The sequence below is a fragment of the Clostridium sp. CF012 genome (assembly GCF_018861755.1).
Lineage (GTDB): Bacteria > Bacillota > Clostridia > Clostridiales > Clostridiaceae > Clostridium_AD.
The window spans coordinates 255,388-270,409 of sequence record NZ_JAHLEF010000003.1 but is presented as its reverse complement, the minus strand read 5'-3'; the positions used below and the strand labels follow the sequence as shown (position 1 = coordinate 270,409).

The 15,022-nt window shown below is 36.2% G+C and carries 14 protein-coding genes; all 14 read left to right on the top strand.

Going from position 1 to position 15,022, the window contains the following annotated elements:
- Window positions 1-104: 104 nt before the first annotated feature.
- The 14 genes from KPL50_RS27695 (at window position 105) to KPL50_RS05395 (ending at window position 14,960) form a co-directional block, all read left to right on the top strand.
- Complete coding sequence (locus tag KPL50_RS27695) at window positions 105-1,103, top strand: DUF2877 domain-containing protein (RefSeq protein WP_216297441.1); 999 nt, start codon at window positions 105-107, stop codon at window positions 1,101-1,103.
- Entirely contained in the window at window positions 1,081-2,649 is a 1,569-nt protein-coding gene (gene fdrA / locus KPL50_RS05455; protein ID WP_216297440.1) for an acyl-CoA synthetase FdrA, read from the top strand. Before KPL50_RS27695 ends, fdrA begins: the two co-directional genes overlap by 23 nt.
- Before the next feature lie 14 nt (window positions 2,650-2,663).
- Entirely contained in the window at window positions 2,664-4,073 is a 1,410-nt protein-coding gene (locus KPL50_RS05450; RefSeq protein WP_216297439.1) for a DUF1116 domain-containing protein, read from the top strand.
- Between the two features lie 29 nt (window positions 4,074-4,102).
- Window positions 4,103-4,897, top strand: coding sequence for a cyclase family protein (locus tag KPL50_RS05445; RefSeq protein ID WP_216297438.1), 795 nt, complete (start codon window positions 4,103-4,105; stop codon window positions 4,895-4,897).
- 84 nt (window positions 4,898-4,981) lie between these two features.
- The gene (locus KPL50_RS05440) at window positions 4,982-5,656 is read left to right on the top strand and encodes a hypothetical protein (RefSeq protein ID WP_216297437.1); all 675 of its coding nucleotides are present in this window, start codon (window positions 4,982-4,984) and stop codon (window positions 5,654-5,656) included.
- Window positions 5,653-6,849 carry an acetyl-CoA acetyltransferase gene (locus tag KPL50_RS05435; protein WP_216297436.1) on the top strand — a complete coding sequence of 399 codons (1,197 nt, stop codon included), beginning with the start codon at window positions 5,653-5,655 and terminating at the stop codon, window positions 6,847-6,849. The genes KPL50_RS05440 and KPL50_RS05435 overlap by 4 nt, the downstream gene beginning before the upstream one ends.
- A 2-nt stretch (window positions 6,850-6,851) precedes the next feature.
- A complete protein-coding gene (locus KPL50_RS05430; RefSeq protein WP_216297435.1) occupies window positions 6,852-7,190 on the top strand; it encodes a Zn-ribbon domain-containing OB-fold protein in 339 nt (112 codons plus the stop codon).
- Window positions 7,191-7,486: 296 nt separating this feature from the next.
- Entirely contained in the window at window positions 7,487-8,323 is an 837-nt protein-coding gene (locus tag KPL50_RS05425; protein ID WP_216297434.1) for a xanthine dehydrogenase family protein subunit M, read from the top strand.
- Window positions 8,324-8,325: 2 nt separating this feature from the next.
- Window positions 8,326-8,805 carry a (2Fe-2S)-binding protein gene (locus tag KPL50_RS05420; protein WP_216297433.1) on the top strand — a complete coding sequence of 160 codons (480 nt, stop codon included), beginning with the start codon at window positions 8,326-8,328 and terminating at the stop codon, window positions 8,803-8,805.
- On the top strand, window positions 8,795-11,134 hold the full coding sequence (locus tag KPL50_RS05415) for a xanthine dehydrogenase family protein molybdopterin-binding subunit (protein WP_216297432.1): 2,340 nt from the start codon (window positions 8,795-8,797) through the stop codon (window positions 11,132-11,134). The genes KPL50_RS05420 and KPL50_RS05415 overlap by 11 nt, the downstream gene beginning before the upstream one ends.
- Before the next feature lie 107 nt (window positions 11,135-11,241).
- The gene (uraA, locus tag KPL50_RS05410) at window positions 11,242-12,558 is read left to right on the top strand and encodes a uracil permease (RefSeq protein ID WP_216297431.1); all 1,317 of its coding nucleotides are present in this window, start codon (window positions 11,242-11,244) and stop codon (window positions 12,556-12,558) included.
- Between the two features lie 129 nt (window positions 12,559-12,687).
- The gene (locus KPL50_RS27690; protein WP_216297430.1) at window positions 12,688-13,539 is read left to right on the top strand and encodes a xanthine dehydrogenase family protein subunit M; all 852 of its coding nucleotides are present in this window, start codon (window positions 12,688-12,690) and stop codon (window positions 13,537-13,539) included.
- Window positions 13,540-13,909: 370 nt separating this feature from the next.
- Entirely contained in the window at window positions 13,910-14,263 is a 354-nt protein-coding gene (locus KPL50_RS05400) for a CidA/LrgA family protein (RefSeq protein WP_216297429.1), read from the top strand.
- Window positions 14,256-14,960, top strand: coding sequence for an LrgB family protein (locus KPL50_RS05395; RefSeq protein WP_216297428.1), 705 nt, complete (start codon window positions 14,256-14,258; stop codon window positions 14,958-14,960). The genes KPL50_RS05400 and KPL50_RS05395 overlap by 8 nt, the downstream gene beginning before the upstream one ends.
- The last annotated feature ends 62 nt before the right edge of the window (window positions 14,961-15,022 follow it).

Below are 15,022 nucleotides of genomic sequence, written 5' to 3'. Positions count from 1 at the left end.
TTGTTAACAATGAAATAATAGAATGATTGTTAAATACATATAAAGGAATTAATGAATAAAAATAGAAATTTAATAGTAAGATTTATAGTAAAGGGATGGTTTTAGTGAAGGGATTATTTGTATGTGGAAATCTCCAAAAGATCATTTTGAAAGGAGGGAAATTACAAGGACATGTTCATTCTGTCTTTAAAAATGCATGCAATATTGAATGTGATGAATTATTTATAACACTTTTGACTGAAGGGAAGAAAATGTCTCCAATGAGTGTGATTGTGGATGGCGGAGAGCAAGTTGATTTTAAAGATCTTAATATAACAAAAGGTCTGATATTTGAATTTAGTGAAAGTAAAATTTATTGTACACAAGTGAATTTATTTATAACTATGAATAATGCTAAAAAGTGGTCTTCACTTGCTGAAGCTAATGCGTCAGGATGTTCGGAGAATCAACTTTTAGAGAACATAAAGATCATTGAGAAAGGTCTAAGAAAACTTGGAAAGCTTGATGGTATGGGTCCACTCATAAATATGCTTGCAGGTAAACTACCAGAACTTCAATTAGTTTCTTTTCATGAATGTCCTTTTGATAAAAGCTTTGAATTTATAGTGGATAGGTTTATGAATTTCATTAATGATTTGATAAAAGTAGATATGGATGGAATAGGACCCGCGGCACGGACAGTTATAGGTTTTGGATGTGGACTTACACCAGCAATGGATGATTTTATTAGCGGTGTAATGATTACATATATATATATGGGAAGTTATTATAAATTAAGTCAGAAGCGAATATATGAATTTAATAGTAAAATCATTAGCTCAAGCTTAGATAAAACAACTAGAGTTAGCTCTGAAATGTTAAAGCATTCATCAGCGGGTGAGACAAATGAGTATGTACTTAATCTAATGGCAGTAATTTTAAATTTTGATAATAATGATGATGATGAAAATCATAGACGTATTATTAAAGCGTTAATTGATGCTATTGGATACGGTGAAACATCAGGAACTGACACAGCACTCGGAATCTATATGGGACTTAGGATCATGACTAATTTAAAGTATAGGGGGTTTTGGTTAAATGAATCACTGCGCGGATATTAGAAAAAATACTTACTATGATTCAGTGACACTCATGCTAATAACTAAGGAAATTAAAAAAATGCCAAATGTAAAAGAAGTTATTGTTGGAATGGGTACAGATTTGAATAAAGAATTAACAGAAAATCTGAGTTTAGCAAATGATGAAATAAGGGGATTAACACCTAATGATTTTTTCATAGCTGCGGTAAGCGATGATGAAAATTCAAAAGAAATGATTATTAAAAAGGTTGATGAATTATTAAATGCTAAGGCGGACAAGGATGACTCAGCAATAGAATATAAACCAACAACGCTTAGCGCTGCAGTTAAGCGTCTAAAGGATGCTAACATGGCAATTATATCCTTGCCTGGAAAATATGCGGCCTGTGAGGCGAAAAGAGCATTAAATGATAATCTTCATGTAATGCTTTTCAGTGACAATGTTACGGTAGAGGAAGAAATTGAATTAAAGAAAATAGGTAGAGATAAGGGACTCTTAGTTATGGGACCGGACTGTGGAACTGCAATTATCAATGGAGTACCCCTTTGTTTTGCAAACGTTGTTAGGCGGGGAGATATAGGTGTCGTGGGAGCATCTGGTACAGGAACACAGGAGATTACGGTCATTATAGATAAGATGGGTGGGGGTGTATCCCAAGTAATTGGTACAGGAGGAAGAGATCTTAAAAGCGAAGTTGGTGGAATTATGATGATTGAGGGATTTAAAGCCTTAATCGATGACTACGATACAAAGGTTATAGTTTTAATATCTAAACCACCAGCACCAGAGGTAGCTGAAAAAATATTAAATATGGTGAAAAACACTGACAAGCCAGTTGTTGCGAGCTTTATAGGTGGAGATAGAATCGAAATCGAAAAGCATGGTGCATATTCAAGTGTGGATCTAGAGGACGCAGCAAGAAAAGCAGTATTGTTGTCAAAGGGAGAGAAAATTGAAGATTTTACTGGCTTTACGCTAACAGATGTGGAGATTAATGAAATTGTCCAAGGCGAATGCGAAAAATTTAGTAAGGGTCAGAAATATTTAAGAGCACTATATACCGGTGGAACCTTGGCAGATGAGGCAATGAAGATGCTACGCACGCAGGGCTATAGGATATACTCTAATATTCCATTATCACCAGAGCTTAGACTTGCGGATGTACACATTAGCTTCGAACACACATGCATTGATCTCGGTGACGATGACTTCACTGTTGGAAAGCCACATCCTATGATAGATCCAGTGGCTAGGGTCGAAAGGCTTCCAAAGGAAGCTGCGGACGATGAAGTTGCCATAGTACTTATGGATTTTGTGCTGGGTTATGGATCAAACGTAGATCCAGCGGGAGAAATGCTTGAAACTATAATAAATGCAAAGAAAGTTATGAAAGACAAAAATAAATATTTATGTGTAATTGGGTATATATGTGGTACTGAGGTCGACCCTCAAAACTACAAATCCCAAAGTGAAAAACTGGAAAAAGCAGGAGTTATACTAATGCCTTCTAATGCTCAAGCTGTTAAACTAACTTCATTAATTCTTGGAAAATTAAATAAAATATAAAGGAGGGATGGAAGATGACCGCGATAAATAAATTATTCAGTAAGAAACTTATGGTTATAAATATGGGACTAGAGTCTTTTCAGAAAGACTTAAAGCAGCAAAATGTAAAGAGTATGCATGTTAATTGGAGACCACCAACCCAGGCAAGTATGGAACTTTCTGCTTTGGAAGAAGCGAGCATAAGCGAAAAAATTGAAAGTGCAAACAAGGTTGCAATGGAGAGGTTACTTTCAGCTGAGCCAATAATTGTTGGTATAGGTCAGGCTGGTATTGATATTCCAGGAATGACAAAACATACAATTCTTCACGCAGGGCCACCAATAACATGGGATAGAATGAGTGAGCCAGTTAAGGGCGCTATAATAGGCGGATTAATATATGAAAAGCTTGCTACAAACGAAGAAGAGGCAAAAAAACTAGCAGAGTCTGGAGAAATTATATTTGATCCATGTCATCATCACAATACAGTAGGTCCTATGGCAGGGGTTGTAACCTATTCAATGCCTGTTTGGAAGCTTCAAAACAAAACCTTCGGAAATTATGCATATTGTACACTAAACGAGGGGCTGGGGAAAGTTCTAAGGTTTGGAGCTTTTAGCCCAGAGGTAATTGAAAAACTAGACTGGATGGAAAAAATCCTAGCACCTGTAATTAAGGCCGCTATGATTTTAAAGGGTAGTATAGATGTTAAAACAATACTTGCACAAATGATTCAAATGGGTGATGAGGGACATAACAGAAATAAAGCAGGAACATCACTATTATTTAGGGAACTGGCACCGTTTATAGTCAAAACTAAGTTTTCAGACGATATAAAAGCGGATGTGCTCACTTTCATAGATAAAAATGATCATTTTTTCTTAAATATCTCTATGCCAGCATGCAAATGCAGCTTAGACCCACTTGAAAATATAGAATACAGTACAGTAGTTTACACCATGTCCAGGAATGGTACGGATTTTGGAATTAGAATGGCTGGTACTTTCGATGAATGGTTTACTGCACCTTGTGAACTGGTGGAAGGTCTTTATTTCCCAGGCTTTGAGGAAAAGGATGCGAACCCTGACCTTGGAGATAGCTGCATAACAGAAACAGCAGGAATAGGTGGGTTTGCCATGGCAACTGCCCCAGCAATTGTTCAATTTGTAGGGGGAACACCAAAGGATGCTATAAATTATACAACTAGTATGTATGAAATTACCTGCGGCGAAAATAATGCCTTTAAAATACCAAATATGAATTTTAGGGGAACACCAACTGGAATTGATATTAGAAAAGTTATTGAAACAAGGATATTACCTGTAATAAATACTGGAATTGCTTGCAATAGAGCCGGTATTGGCCAAGTAGGAGCAGGTGTAGTTCATCCACCAATGAAATGTTTTGAAGATGCACTTACTTCTTTTATTGTGAAAAATATTTAAAATAATTTATTATAAATGGAGGGTATATTATGAATATTATTGATGCTTTTAAAAATGTGAAAATGTATGATTTAACTCAAAAAATTAGTCATTTAACACCAGCATGGCCAACCTATGAGCCACTTGAAATCAAGTTTTTCAAAAGACTGTCATCCAATGGCGCAAATGGTCAAGTACTAACTCACTCAAATCATGTTGGTACTCATCTTGATGGTTCACTACATTTTTGTACACATGGAAGAGATATAGCAAGTATCCCACTAGAGGAACTTGTGGCACCTGGAGTTGTTGTTGATATATCAGATATAGCTGAGGATTATGGAATTTATACTTCAAAGGACATAATGGATAGAGCAGATGTTAGAAAAGGTGATATTTTAATTATACACACTGGCTATCATAAATATGGCTGGGATGAACCGGAAGCAGACGAGGAAAGAGTAATGATGAGACATCCAGGGCCTACAAAGGAATTTGCTGATTGGTGTAAAGAAATGGAATTTAAATGGATAGGTGTAGACTGTGGTTCGGCAGATCATCCAATGAACACAAAGATTCGTGAATGGGCTCCGAAAGAAGCAAGACGTGCAGATAAATACTTAAAAGCTAAATATGACGGTAAAGGTATTGAAGATTTCTGGCCAGAGGATGATTATCAATTTATGCATTATGACCTATTCCCTCTTAACATTATTCATGCTGAAAATCTTGGTGGAGATATTGATAAGGTACTTGGCAGGCGACTAATAATAGGATGTTTCCCATGGAGATTTGAAGGTGGAGAATCCTGTATATCCCGTATAGTTGCCTTTGATGCAGAGTAGTTTTTAATAAAACAAAAACTGTTGCAAGAACCAGATAAACTCTAAAGAAATGAAAAAAATATAGATATGAAAGGATGATAAACAATGATAGTAGATAAAATGGAACAAAGCCTTAGGCCAGTAGAGTCACAAATGGTGCCTTATCCAGCTAAGTATATTACAATGGCCACTGGAGAAAAATTAGTAATTCGTCAAATCAAAAGGGAAGAAGTACCACACATTTTAGAAGCGGTAAAGCCACTTATGACAGTTGAGGCTGACTTTTATGATATTGTTGCATCTAGAATATACTCTGAACTTTTAGGTTACTACAGATATAGAGTAAAAGATGAATATTGCTTAATTGGAACAATAGATGGAATTTTGGTCGGAATTGTTAATGGTCGTATGGTTGATGAAAAGGTAGGAATGTCCTATCATACCATGACATTAAAACAAGGACTTAGAATTGGAGCACAATTATTTGCAGCAAAAATGGAATATCATTTAGATTTTCTAAATCAAGAAGAAGTCTGGATCGTTGCTGAAAGTCCAAATGGATTTAAGAGATGGATGATTGAATATGAGCTTGAATCAAGACCAGAAATTTGGCATGAGCTAGGTGGAGTACCAACATATGTGTTAACTAAAGCCTTGTGGGAAAAGCATAAAGGAACTAAACTCGGTGGCCGCCGTCCTGTGAAGGAAGAATTACTTAAAACTGCAGATCATCCAATTCTACCAGAAACTTATTCTCAAATTCCAGGGTATAAAAGATGAGAGAAGTTGGTATTGTAGGAGTAGGTCATAGTAAATTCGGTAAAATGTCAGGCGGAACGTTTTCTGACTTGCTTAGTATGGCCGCAGTCCAGGCACTAGATGATGCTGGTGTAAAAACAGGTATTGGACATGGGATTGATCAGGTTTTTGTAGCAACAATGGGTGCAGGTATCCTTAATAAACAAAGTGGTATCGCATCAGCACTTGTGGATTATTTGAACTTAAGACCAGCAATGGCTGAAACGATAGAAAATGGGCCAGCCTCGGGAGCATCGGCTATAAAACTTGGATATATGGCTATAGCCAGTGGTATGTGTGACTGTGTGCTTGTAGTTGGTGGAGAAATGATGAGGGTTGTTAGCGGCTGGGAAGGAACGGATTTCGTTGCCACTATGCTACACCCAGAGGCTGAATATAACTATGGACTAACACTTCCAGCCTTCGCAGGACTTTTTACAAAATTATGTATGGAGAAGTATGGGATAACTGAAAAGGATTTATCAATAGTAGCAGTTAAGAATCACGAGAATGCAGTTCATAACCCAGTAGCACATATACATGTGGTGCCTAATCTTTATTGCATAACAGAGGATGAGGATGCACATATAATGAATCCATACGTTGCAGAGCCACTTCGAATGTATCATTGTTGTCCTGTATCTGACGGGTCAGCAGCAGTTTTATTATGTGCCATGGACAAGGCAGATAGATTTATTAAAAAACCAATAAAAATAGCAGGCATAGGCTCAGCCACAGATACGCATGCAGTAGCTGAAAGAGAAGTACCTACGGATTTACTGGCTGTTCGTCTTGCAGCACAAATGGCATATAAAATGGCAGGACTTACAGCGCAAGATATTGATGTAGCAGAGCTTCATGATGCCTTCCAAATACTAGAGATAGTTGAATCGGAAGAGGTTGGATTTTTCAAAAGGGGTGAGGGGCATATAGCAGCTCGAAATGGAGAAACAAAGATTGGAGGTAGTATGCCAATTAATACTTCAGGGGGCTTAAAAGCAAAGGGACATCCACTTGGAGCAACTGGAGTTTCCCAGGTTGTAGAAATTGTAAAGCAACTAAGGGGAGAAGCTGCAGGACGTCAAGTAGAAGGTGCTAAAGCTGGTCTTTGTGTTAACTTTGGTGGTTTCGGAAATAATGTTGTTGCAACGATACTCACTAAGGAGGAGGAATAATCATGGAGGAAAAAATGTATGCTTATAAATGCACAGCTTGTGGTGAACTTCATCATCCTAAGCATTATGTATGTAAAAACTGTGTAAATAGAGAGTTTGAAGAAGTTCCATTAGGGGGTGAAGTAACCCTTGTGACCTATACGAAAGTATATAATCTTCCAGAGGGTTATATGAAACCATATATGGGTTTTGGAATTGTTAAATTCACAAATGGCCTTGTTGTAACAGGACAACTTGAAGTGGAAAACCCTGAGATAGGGATGAAACTTATATCAACAGTTGGAGTTGTAAAAGAAGGCATTGGCAAGGATCATTTTGGATTTATCTTCAAAGCTATATAATAGTCCACATGTTTTTATTTGTTTAACACTACTAGTACTACTAACACTACTAACACTAGGGACAGTTAGTAAGTATTGGTTGTCAAAGGAGACGGCGCTTTAATTTTTTATTAACTGTCCCTATAAACATAAATGCAATGGGTCGTATCTCTTGCAGGATTACCAGAGTACTAAAGATACTATGAATAAGTAAATAACTCCTTATTAAGTGTTAAAAAAGCCATCTTAAATTTATTATTTTTAAAATTTAAGATGGCTATTAATGATAGGATTTTATAAAAATGGGAGGGATTAAATTGCAGGATATTAGGTATCTAAGGCCAGAAACCTTAAATGAGGCAGCCAAACTGTTAGATTTGTACGGAAATGATGGAAAGGTTCTAGCGGGAGGGACAGACATAATCATAGCACTGAAGGATAGAGCAATAATATGTAAATATTTAATTGATATTAAAGCAATAAAGGAACTTTCGAATATTACTTATACTGATTCAAATGGACTGTCCATAGGTGCAGCAGTATGTTTAAATGACATAATAGAGTCGGGTGACGTAAAAACAAATTACAGCATTCTAGTGGAGGCTGCAAAAACACTTGCAAATAGTTTGCTTAGAAATAGAGCAACGTTGATAGGAAATATTTGCAATTCCTCACCGGGTGGTGATATGCTACCAGCGTCTTTAGTACTTGAAGGCAGGGTTGAAGCTTATTCAGTAAATGGTAAAAGAGAAATACCCTTAAGGGAATTTTTTCTTGGAGTAAAGAAAAACGCCATAAAAGGAAATGAAATTGTAACAAGAATTATTTTTCCACCCACAGTGGGTACAGGAAGGTATCTTAAAAAATCAAGAATAAAGGGTCATGACCTTGCACAAATAAGTGTGGGAGCATTTTTAAAAAATGACGGAACACTTAAAATATCTCTAGGTGCAGTTGCACCAACACCAATATTAATTGAAGATTTTAGAAACTATAGAAAAGAAGAGATTACAAATAGCATTAAAGAAATTACTGATAATATTATTAGTAAAATAAAGCCAATAAGCGATGTACGTGCAACTAAAGAGTATAGGATAACCATGGTAGAATATTTGACAAGTGAAATTCTTAGGAATCTCGGGGGGGCGAATTAATTATGAAGGAGAAATTACATTTGTTTGTAAATGGAGATGAAGTTTTTGCAGAAGTATCTTCAAATAGCACTCTACTTAGGTTCTTAAGAGAGGACTTAGGTCTTACAGGAACTAAAGAAGGATGCGGAGCCGGAGAATGTGGTGCTTGCACTATTATTTTAAATGGAAAGTCTGTAAATTCCTGTTTGGTAATGGCAATGGAAGCGGCAGAAGGAGACGTTCGTACAATTGAGGGAGAGGCTAGGAATGGTCATTTATCAAATCTTCAGAGAGCATTTATAAAACATAATGGTCTTCAGTGTGGATTCTGTACACCCGGAATGATTATGTCTGCTAGGGCCTTGCTAAATAATAAACCAAACCCAAATAGGGAAGAGATAAAAGAAGCTATGCAAGGTAATCTATGTAGATGTACTGGCTATGAGACTATTATAGAGTCTGTTGAAGCCGCTGCAAGTGAAGGTGAAGAACATGGAATATAATTTTGTAGGTAAAAGTGTACCAAGGACGGATGGAATAGAAAAGGTAACGGGAGAAGCACAGTATGTTCAAGATATAAAATTACCTGCTATGCTTTATGCAAAAATAAAAACAAGTCCCTACGCACATGCAATAATTAAGAGTATCGACGTAAGTCTCGCAGAAAAATTACCTGGGGTTAGAGCAGTTTTAACTGGCATGGAAGCCTTTCAAAAATTGGGGATATATATTGTAGATAGACCAATCCTTGCAGTTGGTAAGGTAAGGTATTTTGGGGAAGCAGTTGCTGCGGTTGCTGCAGTTGATATTGATACTGCAGAAAGAGCCATTGAGCTTATTAAAGTTGAATATGAACTTCTACCAGTATTACAAGACGTTGAGGAAGCAATAAAGCCTGACGCTATACTAGTACATGAGGATCTGGGTAATTATAAAACAATTCCAAATGTTTTCTTTCCTCAGGCCGGTACTAATAAAGCAAATCATTTTAAGCTAAGAAAAGGGGATATAGATAAAGGTTTCGAAGAGTCAGACTTTATAGTTGAGAATAAATTTGATGTACCTCAAGTACTTCATATCCCAATGGAAACACACTCAGTTATAGCAAAATGGGGCTTAGGAGATAAAATCAAGATATGGAGTAGTGCCCAATCGCCCTATGCAATTCGTACTTTATTTAGCATAGCACTGGGAGTTCCAATACAAAATATTGAAGTAACAGTTCCCTATATAGGTGGAGGGTTTGGTGGGAAATCGGGAATTCATATTGAACCACTAATTGCACTATTATCTAGAGCAGCAAAGGGAAGACCTGTTAAATTTATTGCTACTAGGGAAGAGGAAATATCAACAATGCCTTGCAGACAAGGTTTAACAGCTAGGATTAAGACAGGTGTTAGGTCAGATGGTAAAATTATAGCAGAGGAAATCGAGTATTTATGGGATGCTGGAGCATATGCTGATTATGGCGTAAATATTGGAAGAGCATCGGGTTATTCCGCAGCGGGACCATATGAAATAGATAATGTAAAGGTTGATTCCTATACCGTTTATACAAACCATATATTTGGTACGGCATATAGAGGATTTGGACATGCAGAGTTTTTTTGGGCAGTAGAGCGTCAAAGAGAACTTATAGCAAAAAAACTCGGTATGGATTCACTGGAATTTAGGCTTAAAAATTTATTAAAGCCAGGGTCAAAAACAATTACTGGAGAACTTATAACAGAAAACTCTGGAGATGTTAGTAAGTGCCTAAGCATAGTAGCAAAGGGAATTGAATGGAAAAAAACTAAAACGAAAGAAGAAAAAGCATTAGAATTCAGTAGTGGTAAATATAGAGGTAAGGGGATAGCAGTACTTCATAAGGCACCAGCTATGCCAACGAATTCAGCCTCATCAGCTATAATTCAAATGAATGAGGACGGGTCCATAAGGTATAATGTTGGAGGAATAGATATGGGTCAGGGTACCTATACAGCACTTGGCCAGATAATTGGAGAAAGGCTCCATATACCCCTTGAGAAAATTCATGTGGTAGCTGATACAAATACAGATACTGCACCATATGATTGGCAGACTGTTGCGTCTCGTATGACAGTTCTAGCTGGCAATGCCATAATTGAAGCCTGTGATGATATGATGGAGCAGATTTTTGAGCTAGCAGCAGTTGTATTACATGCGGCCCACCATGAACTTGAAATAGGTGATGAATGTGTTTATGTTAAGCAGCGGCCAGAGAATAAATTATACTATGACAAAATAGCAGTGGGATATTCATATCCAAATGGAAACTCCATTGGGGGACCCCTTATAGGAAGGGGAAAGAGCATTGCACAAGGGTTAACAATTTTGGATAAAGAAACAGGGCAGGGACTTCCAGCTCTTGACTGGACATTTGGTGCTCATGCCATTGAGGTTGAAGTAAATACCCATACAGGGGATGTGGAAATTTTAAAGGTAGTATCTGCTCTTGATATTGGAAAGGTTATGAATGAAATGTTGGTTAAGGGGCAAGTAACTGGAGGAATAATACAAGGTATAGGAACAGCATTGTCAGAAATCATGATCTATAATTCAGAGGGTAAATTATTAACTAAAAGCTTCGTGGATTATAAAATTCCAACAATGCAGGATTTACCAGGAGGCATAGAACTTCATTTTGTAGAAACACCACAACTTGATGGACCTTACGGTGCAAGGGGCTGCGCAGAACACCCAATGATTTCGGTAACCTCCGCCATAGGAAATGCCATATCGGATGCCACGGGTGTTGAGATATTTGAGACGCCATTTACAGCAAATAAAATATATGCAGCACTAAATAAGTAACCTGCCATCTAATGGATTTATTTGCAGTGCAGTGAATTATACCCAGAGTTTATTGCACTGTTTTAAATAATTATTTATCCGTAAATATTTAGAAGGAGTGTGAAACAATGAAACGTATCGTAGGAATTCAAGACAAACTACCAATCCTAGAGACTATACCTCTCAGTTTCCAACACTTGACAGCAATGTTTGGCGCCACCATTCTAGTACCAATTCTATTTGGAATAAATCCTGCAATAGCTTTACTTATGAATGGTGTGGGCACACTTATTTACAGCGTTGTTACTAAGGGCGGAATACCAGCATACCTTGGTTCGAGCTTTGCTTTCCTAGCACCAACTTTCTTAATTATTGGATCATATGGAGGATTTAGTCACGCGCAGGCAGGATTTATTTGTTTTGGTCTATTCTTTATATTAATGTCCTTTATTGTGAAACGATTTGGAATAAAATGGATTGATGTCGTAATGCCTCCAGCTGTTATGGGCGCAGTTGTTGCGATTATTGGACTTGAACTTGCACCAATTGCAGCGGTACAGGCGGGCCTAGCTCCTGCAGCAACAGCTGTAGGCAAGGTAGTTTTGCCATATGTTGTCGTACCTAATGTTTTGATTGTATCTCTTTTTACATTGGGCGTTGGAATAATTGGATCTATTATTTTTAAAGGATTTTTTCAAGTCATACCAATACTTACAGCTGTAATACTGGGATATATCCTTGCTCTTTTTATGGGAATGGTTGATACTGCTGCAATAGCGGCTGCACCATGGTTTGCTTTACCCAAATTCCAGGCTCCGGTGTTTGATATTGGTGCCATAGCTATAATGGCTCCTGCATTTATAGTTGTTTTTGCAGAACATATCAGTCATTTGATAGTAACTGGAAAAATAACCGGAGCAAATTTAATGAAGGATCCCGGACTCCACCGTTCATTACTTGGAGATGGTATCAGTAACGTAATTTCAGGATTTACAGGTTCACCGCCAAATACAACCTACGGAGAAAATATTGGTGTAATGGCTATTACAGGTGTTTATTCTGTATGGGTAATAAGAGGAGCTGCAATACTTGCAATTTGTTTCTCTTGCATAGGTAAAATAGCTGCTGCCATATCTTCAATTCCGGCACCAGTTATGGGAGGCATTACAATGCTTCTTTATGGGATAATAGCTGTTCAAGGTATTAGAATGTTTGTTGAGCAAAAAGTTGACTTTAGTAAAAATTATAATATGGTTTTAGGTGCGGTTACATTTGTTGTTGGGGTAAGTGGTGCTAGTATTACTGTTGGGCAAGTTCAGTTCAAAGGTATGGCATTTGCTGCTATAACAGGCGTTGTATTATCACTTACTTTCTATATTCTAAATAAATTTGGTTTAATGAATGAGGAATACAAAATAAAAACCGATGAGAATATTGAATCTTAATAAATATAAAATTATGTATAAAAACTCCATGGCTGAGCCATGGAGTTTTTACTTTAAGTTTACTTTTTACACATGGTATAATATGATTATATAAAGTAATTTCTTTAGCTTCAAAAAGGGGGAAGTACCGTGACAGAAACTTTTATACCTAAAAGCAAGGAAGAGGCCTTGGGGCTCTTAAATAAAAGAAAATGCATAATTTTAGCTGGTGGCACTAATTTAATGGTAAAAACAAAGAAATGGTCTGGAGGAATATCTGACTTTGATAGTGATATTGTCCTCATAAAGCATTTACAAGAACTTAAAAATATTAGCATAAATAAAAGGCATTTATTCATTGGAGCTGGTTGTACACTTGCTGAATTAGAAGAAAATATATTATTACCGGACTACTTTAATGAAATAATATTAGCTATGGCATCTCCAACTATTAGAAATGCTGCTACCATAGGAGGAAATATATGCAATGTGGTCTCAGAAGGAGATATACTACCACTTTTATATGCATTAGACGCTATATTAATAATAGAGTCCTTAAGTGGAACAAGAGAAATAGCAGTAGCTGATTTTATTTTGGGGCCAGGTAAAAAAGATTTAAAATCAGAGGAACTTCTCGTGGAAATTAGAATTCCTACAAATGGGCTCAAATCATTTTACTATAAGAAAGTAGGCACAAAAAGATCTAATTCTCTTGCAAAGGCGTCTTTTATTGGGCTTTATATTTTGGAACATGAGAGAATTGTGGATATAAGAATGGCATTTGGAGCAGTAGGGTCTAGAGTTGTACGGTCCAGAGAGCTTGAAAATAGTCTTAAAGGGGTTAATAAGGAAGAACTTCAAATTATTCTAAAAGATTTAGAGAAAGAGTATATTAAAATTATAGCACCTAGTGATGATAAGAAGTCTACAGCTGAGTATAGTAAGGGAATTTGCTTGGATTTGATGAGAGAGTTTTTGGAAAGTATTTATAGTACGGGTTAATTCAATAGGGGGGAACTGTATGAGTGAATATATTAACAGTACAATTTATCAAATGCATAGATAAGCTTGAAAAAAATAGATATATAAAACCCTAATTTGAAAAGGAATGTAAGTAGATTCGTTTAAGCAAGTCTACTTATATTCCTTTTTTGTTAATAATTACGAAATGCCACCAACTTTCAACGTGTGTAGCACTTTTTTAGGGAAAGTAAGTAAATGAGACATTTCTATATCTATGAAATTATGATTATCGTTTACTAAGCCCTAAACTTCTATGTCTCGCTTTTGACTGTTAAATGAAAAAATGGTATACCTAAATAGGTTTTAATGTTTTGGACATGATAATATTATATAAGAAGTAGGTGAAATAATGAAGTACTTAAGACAGTTAATGATTATTTTGATTCCATATCTAATTGGAACCGTATTACAACTAGTATTTAATTTACCAATTCCAGGAGCGGTTATTGGGCTTATTTTACTGTTTTTAGGACTGCAAATAGGGATAGTAAAAGTTGAAATGATAGAAGAACTTTGCGAGTTTCTTTTATCAAACATGTCTTTTTTCTTTATTCCCGCTGGGGTAGGTCTAATGACAGCTTTTGGCGTGCTAAAAGGAAAATGGATACCATTTATCATTATAGTTGTTGTTTCCACGTGTTTAGTTTGGATTGTAACAGCATTGGTAGTTAAATTTCTAAGGAGTGGATGTAAACATGAATGATCTAATTTCCTCACCAGTTTTTGGTGTAATAATATCCCTTATGGCTTATGAAATTGGAATTTATATAAAGAAGAAAGGAAAACTTTCAATTTTCAATCCACTTATGATAGCCATTATTATATTAATATTTTTTCTTGCAAAATTACATATTAAATATGAAGACTACAATAGGGGAGGCCAAATAATTTCCTTTTTTCTATATCCTGCCACAGTGGCGCTTGCTTTGCCCATGTATAAGAAATTTGCACTATTTAAAAAAAATGCTATTGCAATACTTATAGGAATTTTTAGCGGTGCTATTTCTGGATTTTTATGTGTGGTATTTCTTTCGAAATTATTTGGATTTGACCATGTACTTATTGAATCCTTGATACCAAAGTCTATAACAACACCTATAGGAATTGCATTATCAAATCAGTTAGGTGGAATTTCATCAATTACTGTTGTAGCTATAATAATGACAGGAATTATTGGTTCAATTTGTGGACCACTTTTATATAATGCACTTAAAATTAATGATAGCGTTGCACTGGGAATTGCTATGGGTGCATCTTCTCACGCGCTGGGAACAGCAAGGGCTATGGAAATAGGCGAAACAGAGGGAGCGATGAGTGGCATAACTATGGCTATTTCAGGAATTGTTGCTGTTCTTTTATATCCTATTTTATGGAGGATGTTTCTTGTGTTTTTAAAATAAATTTATAGTGTATATAATATTTTCAGGGAAAACTAAATTGTGTTTATAAATATAATGTGTTT

Coding starts and splice junctions, on each gene's coding strand:
- KPL50_RS05430 (WP_216297435.1), top strand. CDS start 6,852: ATGGAGGAAAAAATGTATGCTTATAAATGCACAGCTTGTGGTGAACTT.
- KPL50_RS05445 (WP_216297438.1), top strand. CDS start 4,103: ATGAATATTATTGATGCTTTTAAAAATGTGAAAATGTATGATTTAACT.
- fdrA (WP_216297440.1), top strand. CDS start 1,081: ATGAATCACTGCGCGGATATTAGAAAAAATACTTACTATGATTCAGTG.
- KPL50_RS05420 (WP_216297433.1), top strand. CDS start 8,326: ATGAAGGAGAAATTACATTTGTTTGTAAATGGAGATGAAGTTTTTGCA.
- KPL50_RS05440 (WP_216297437.1), top strand. CDS start 4,982: ATGATAGTAGATAAAATGGAACAAAGCCTTAGGCCAGTAGAGTCACAA.
- KPL50_RS05395 (WP_216297428.1), top strand. CDS start 14,256: ATGAATGATCTAATTTCCTCACCAGTTTTTGGTGTAATAATATCCCTT.
- KPL50_RS05435 (WP_216297436.1), top strand. CDS start 5,653: ATGAGAGAAGTTGGTATTGTAGGAGTAGGTCATAGTAAATTCGGTAAA.
- KPL50_RS05400 (WP_216297429.1), top strand. CDS start 13,910: ATGAAGTACTTAAGACAGTTAATGATTATTTTGATTCCATATCTAATT.
- uraA (WP_216297431.1), top strand. CDS start 11,242: ATGAAACGTATCGTAGGAATTCAAGACAAACTACCAATCCTAGAGACT.
- KPL50_RS05450 (WP_216297439.1), top strand. CDS start 2,664: ATGACCGCGATAAATAAATTATTCAGTAAGAAACTTATGGTTATAAAT.
- KPL50_RS05415 (WP_216297432.1), top strand. CDS start 8,795: ATGGAATATAATTTTGTAGGTAAAAGTGTACCAAGGACGGATGGAATA.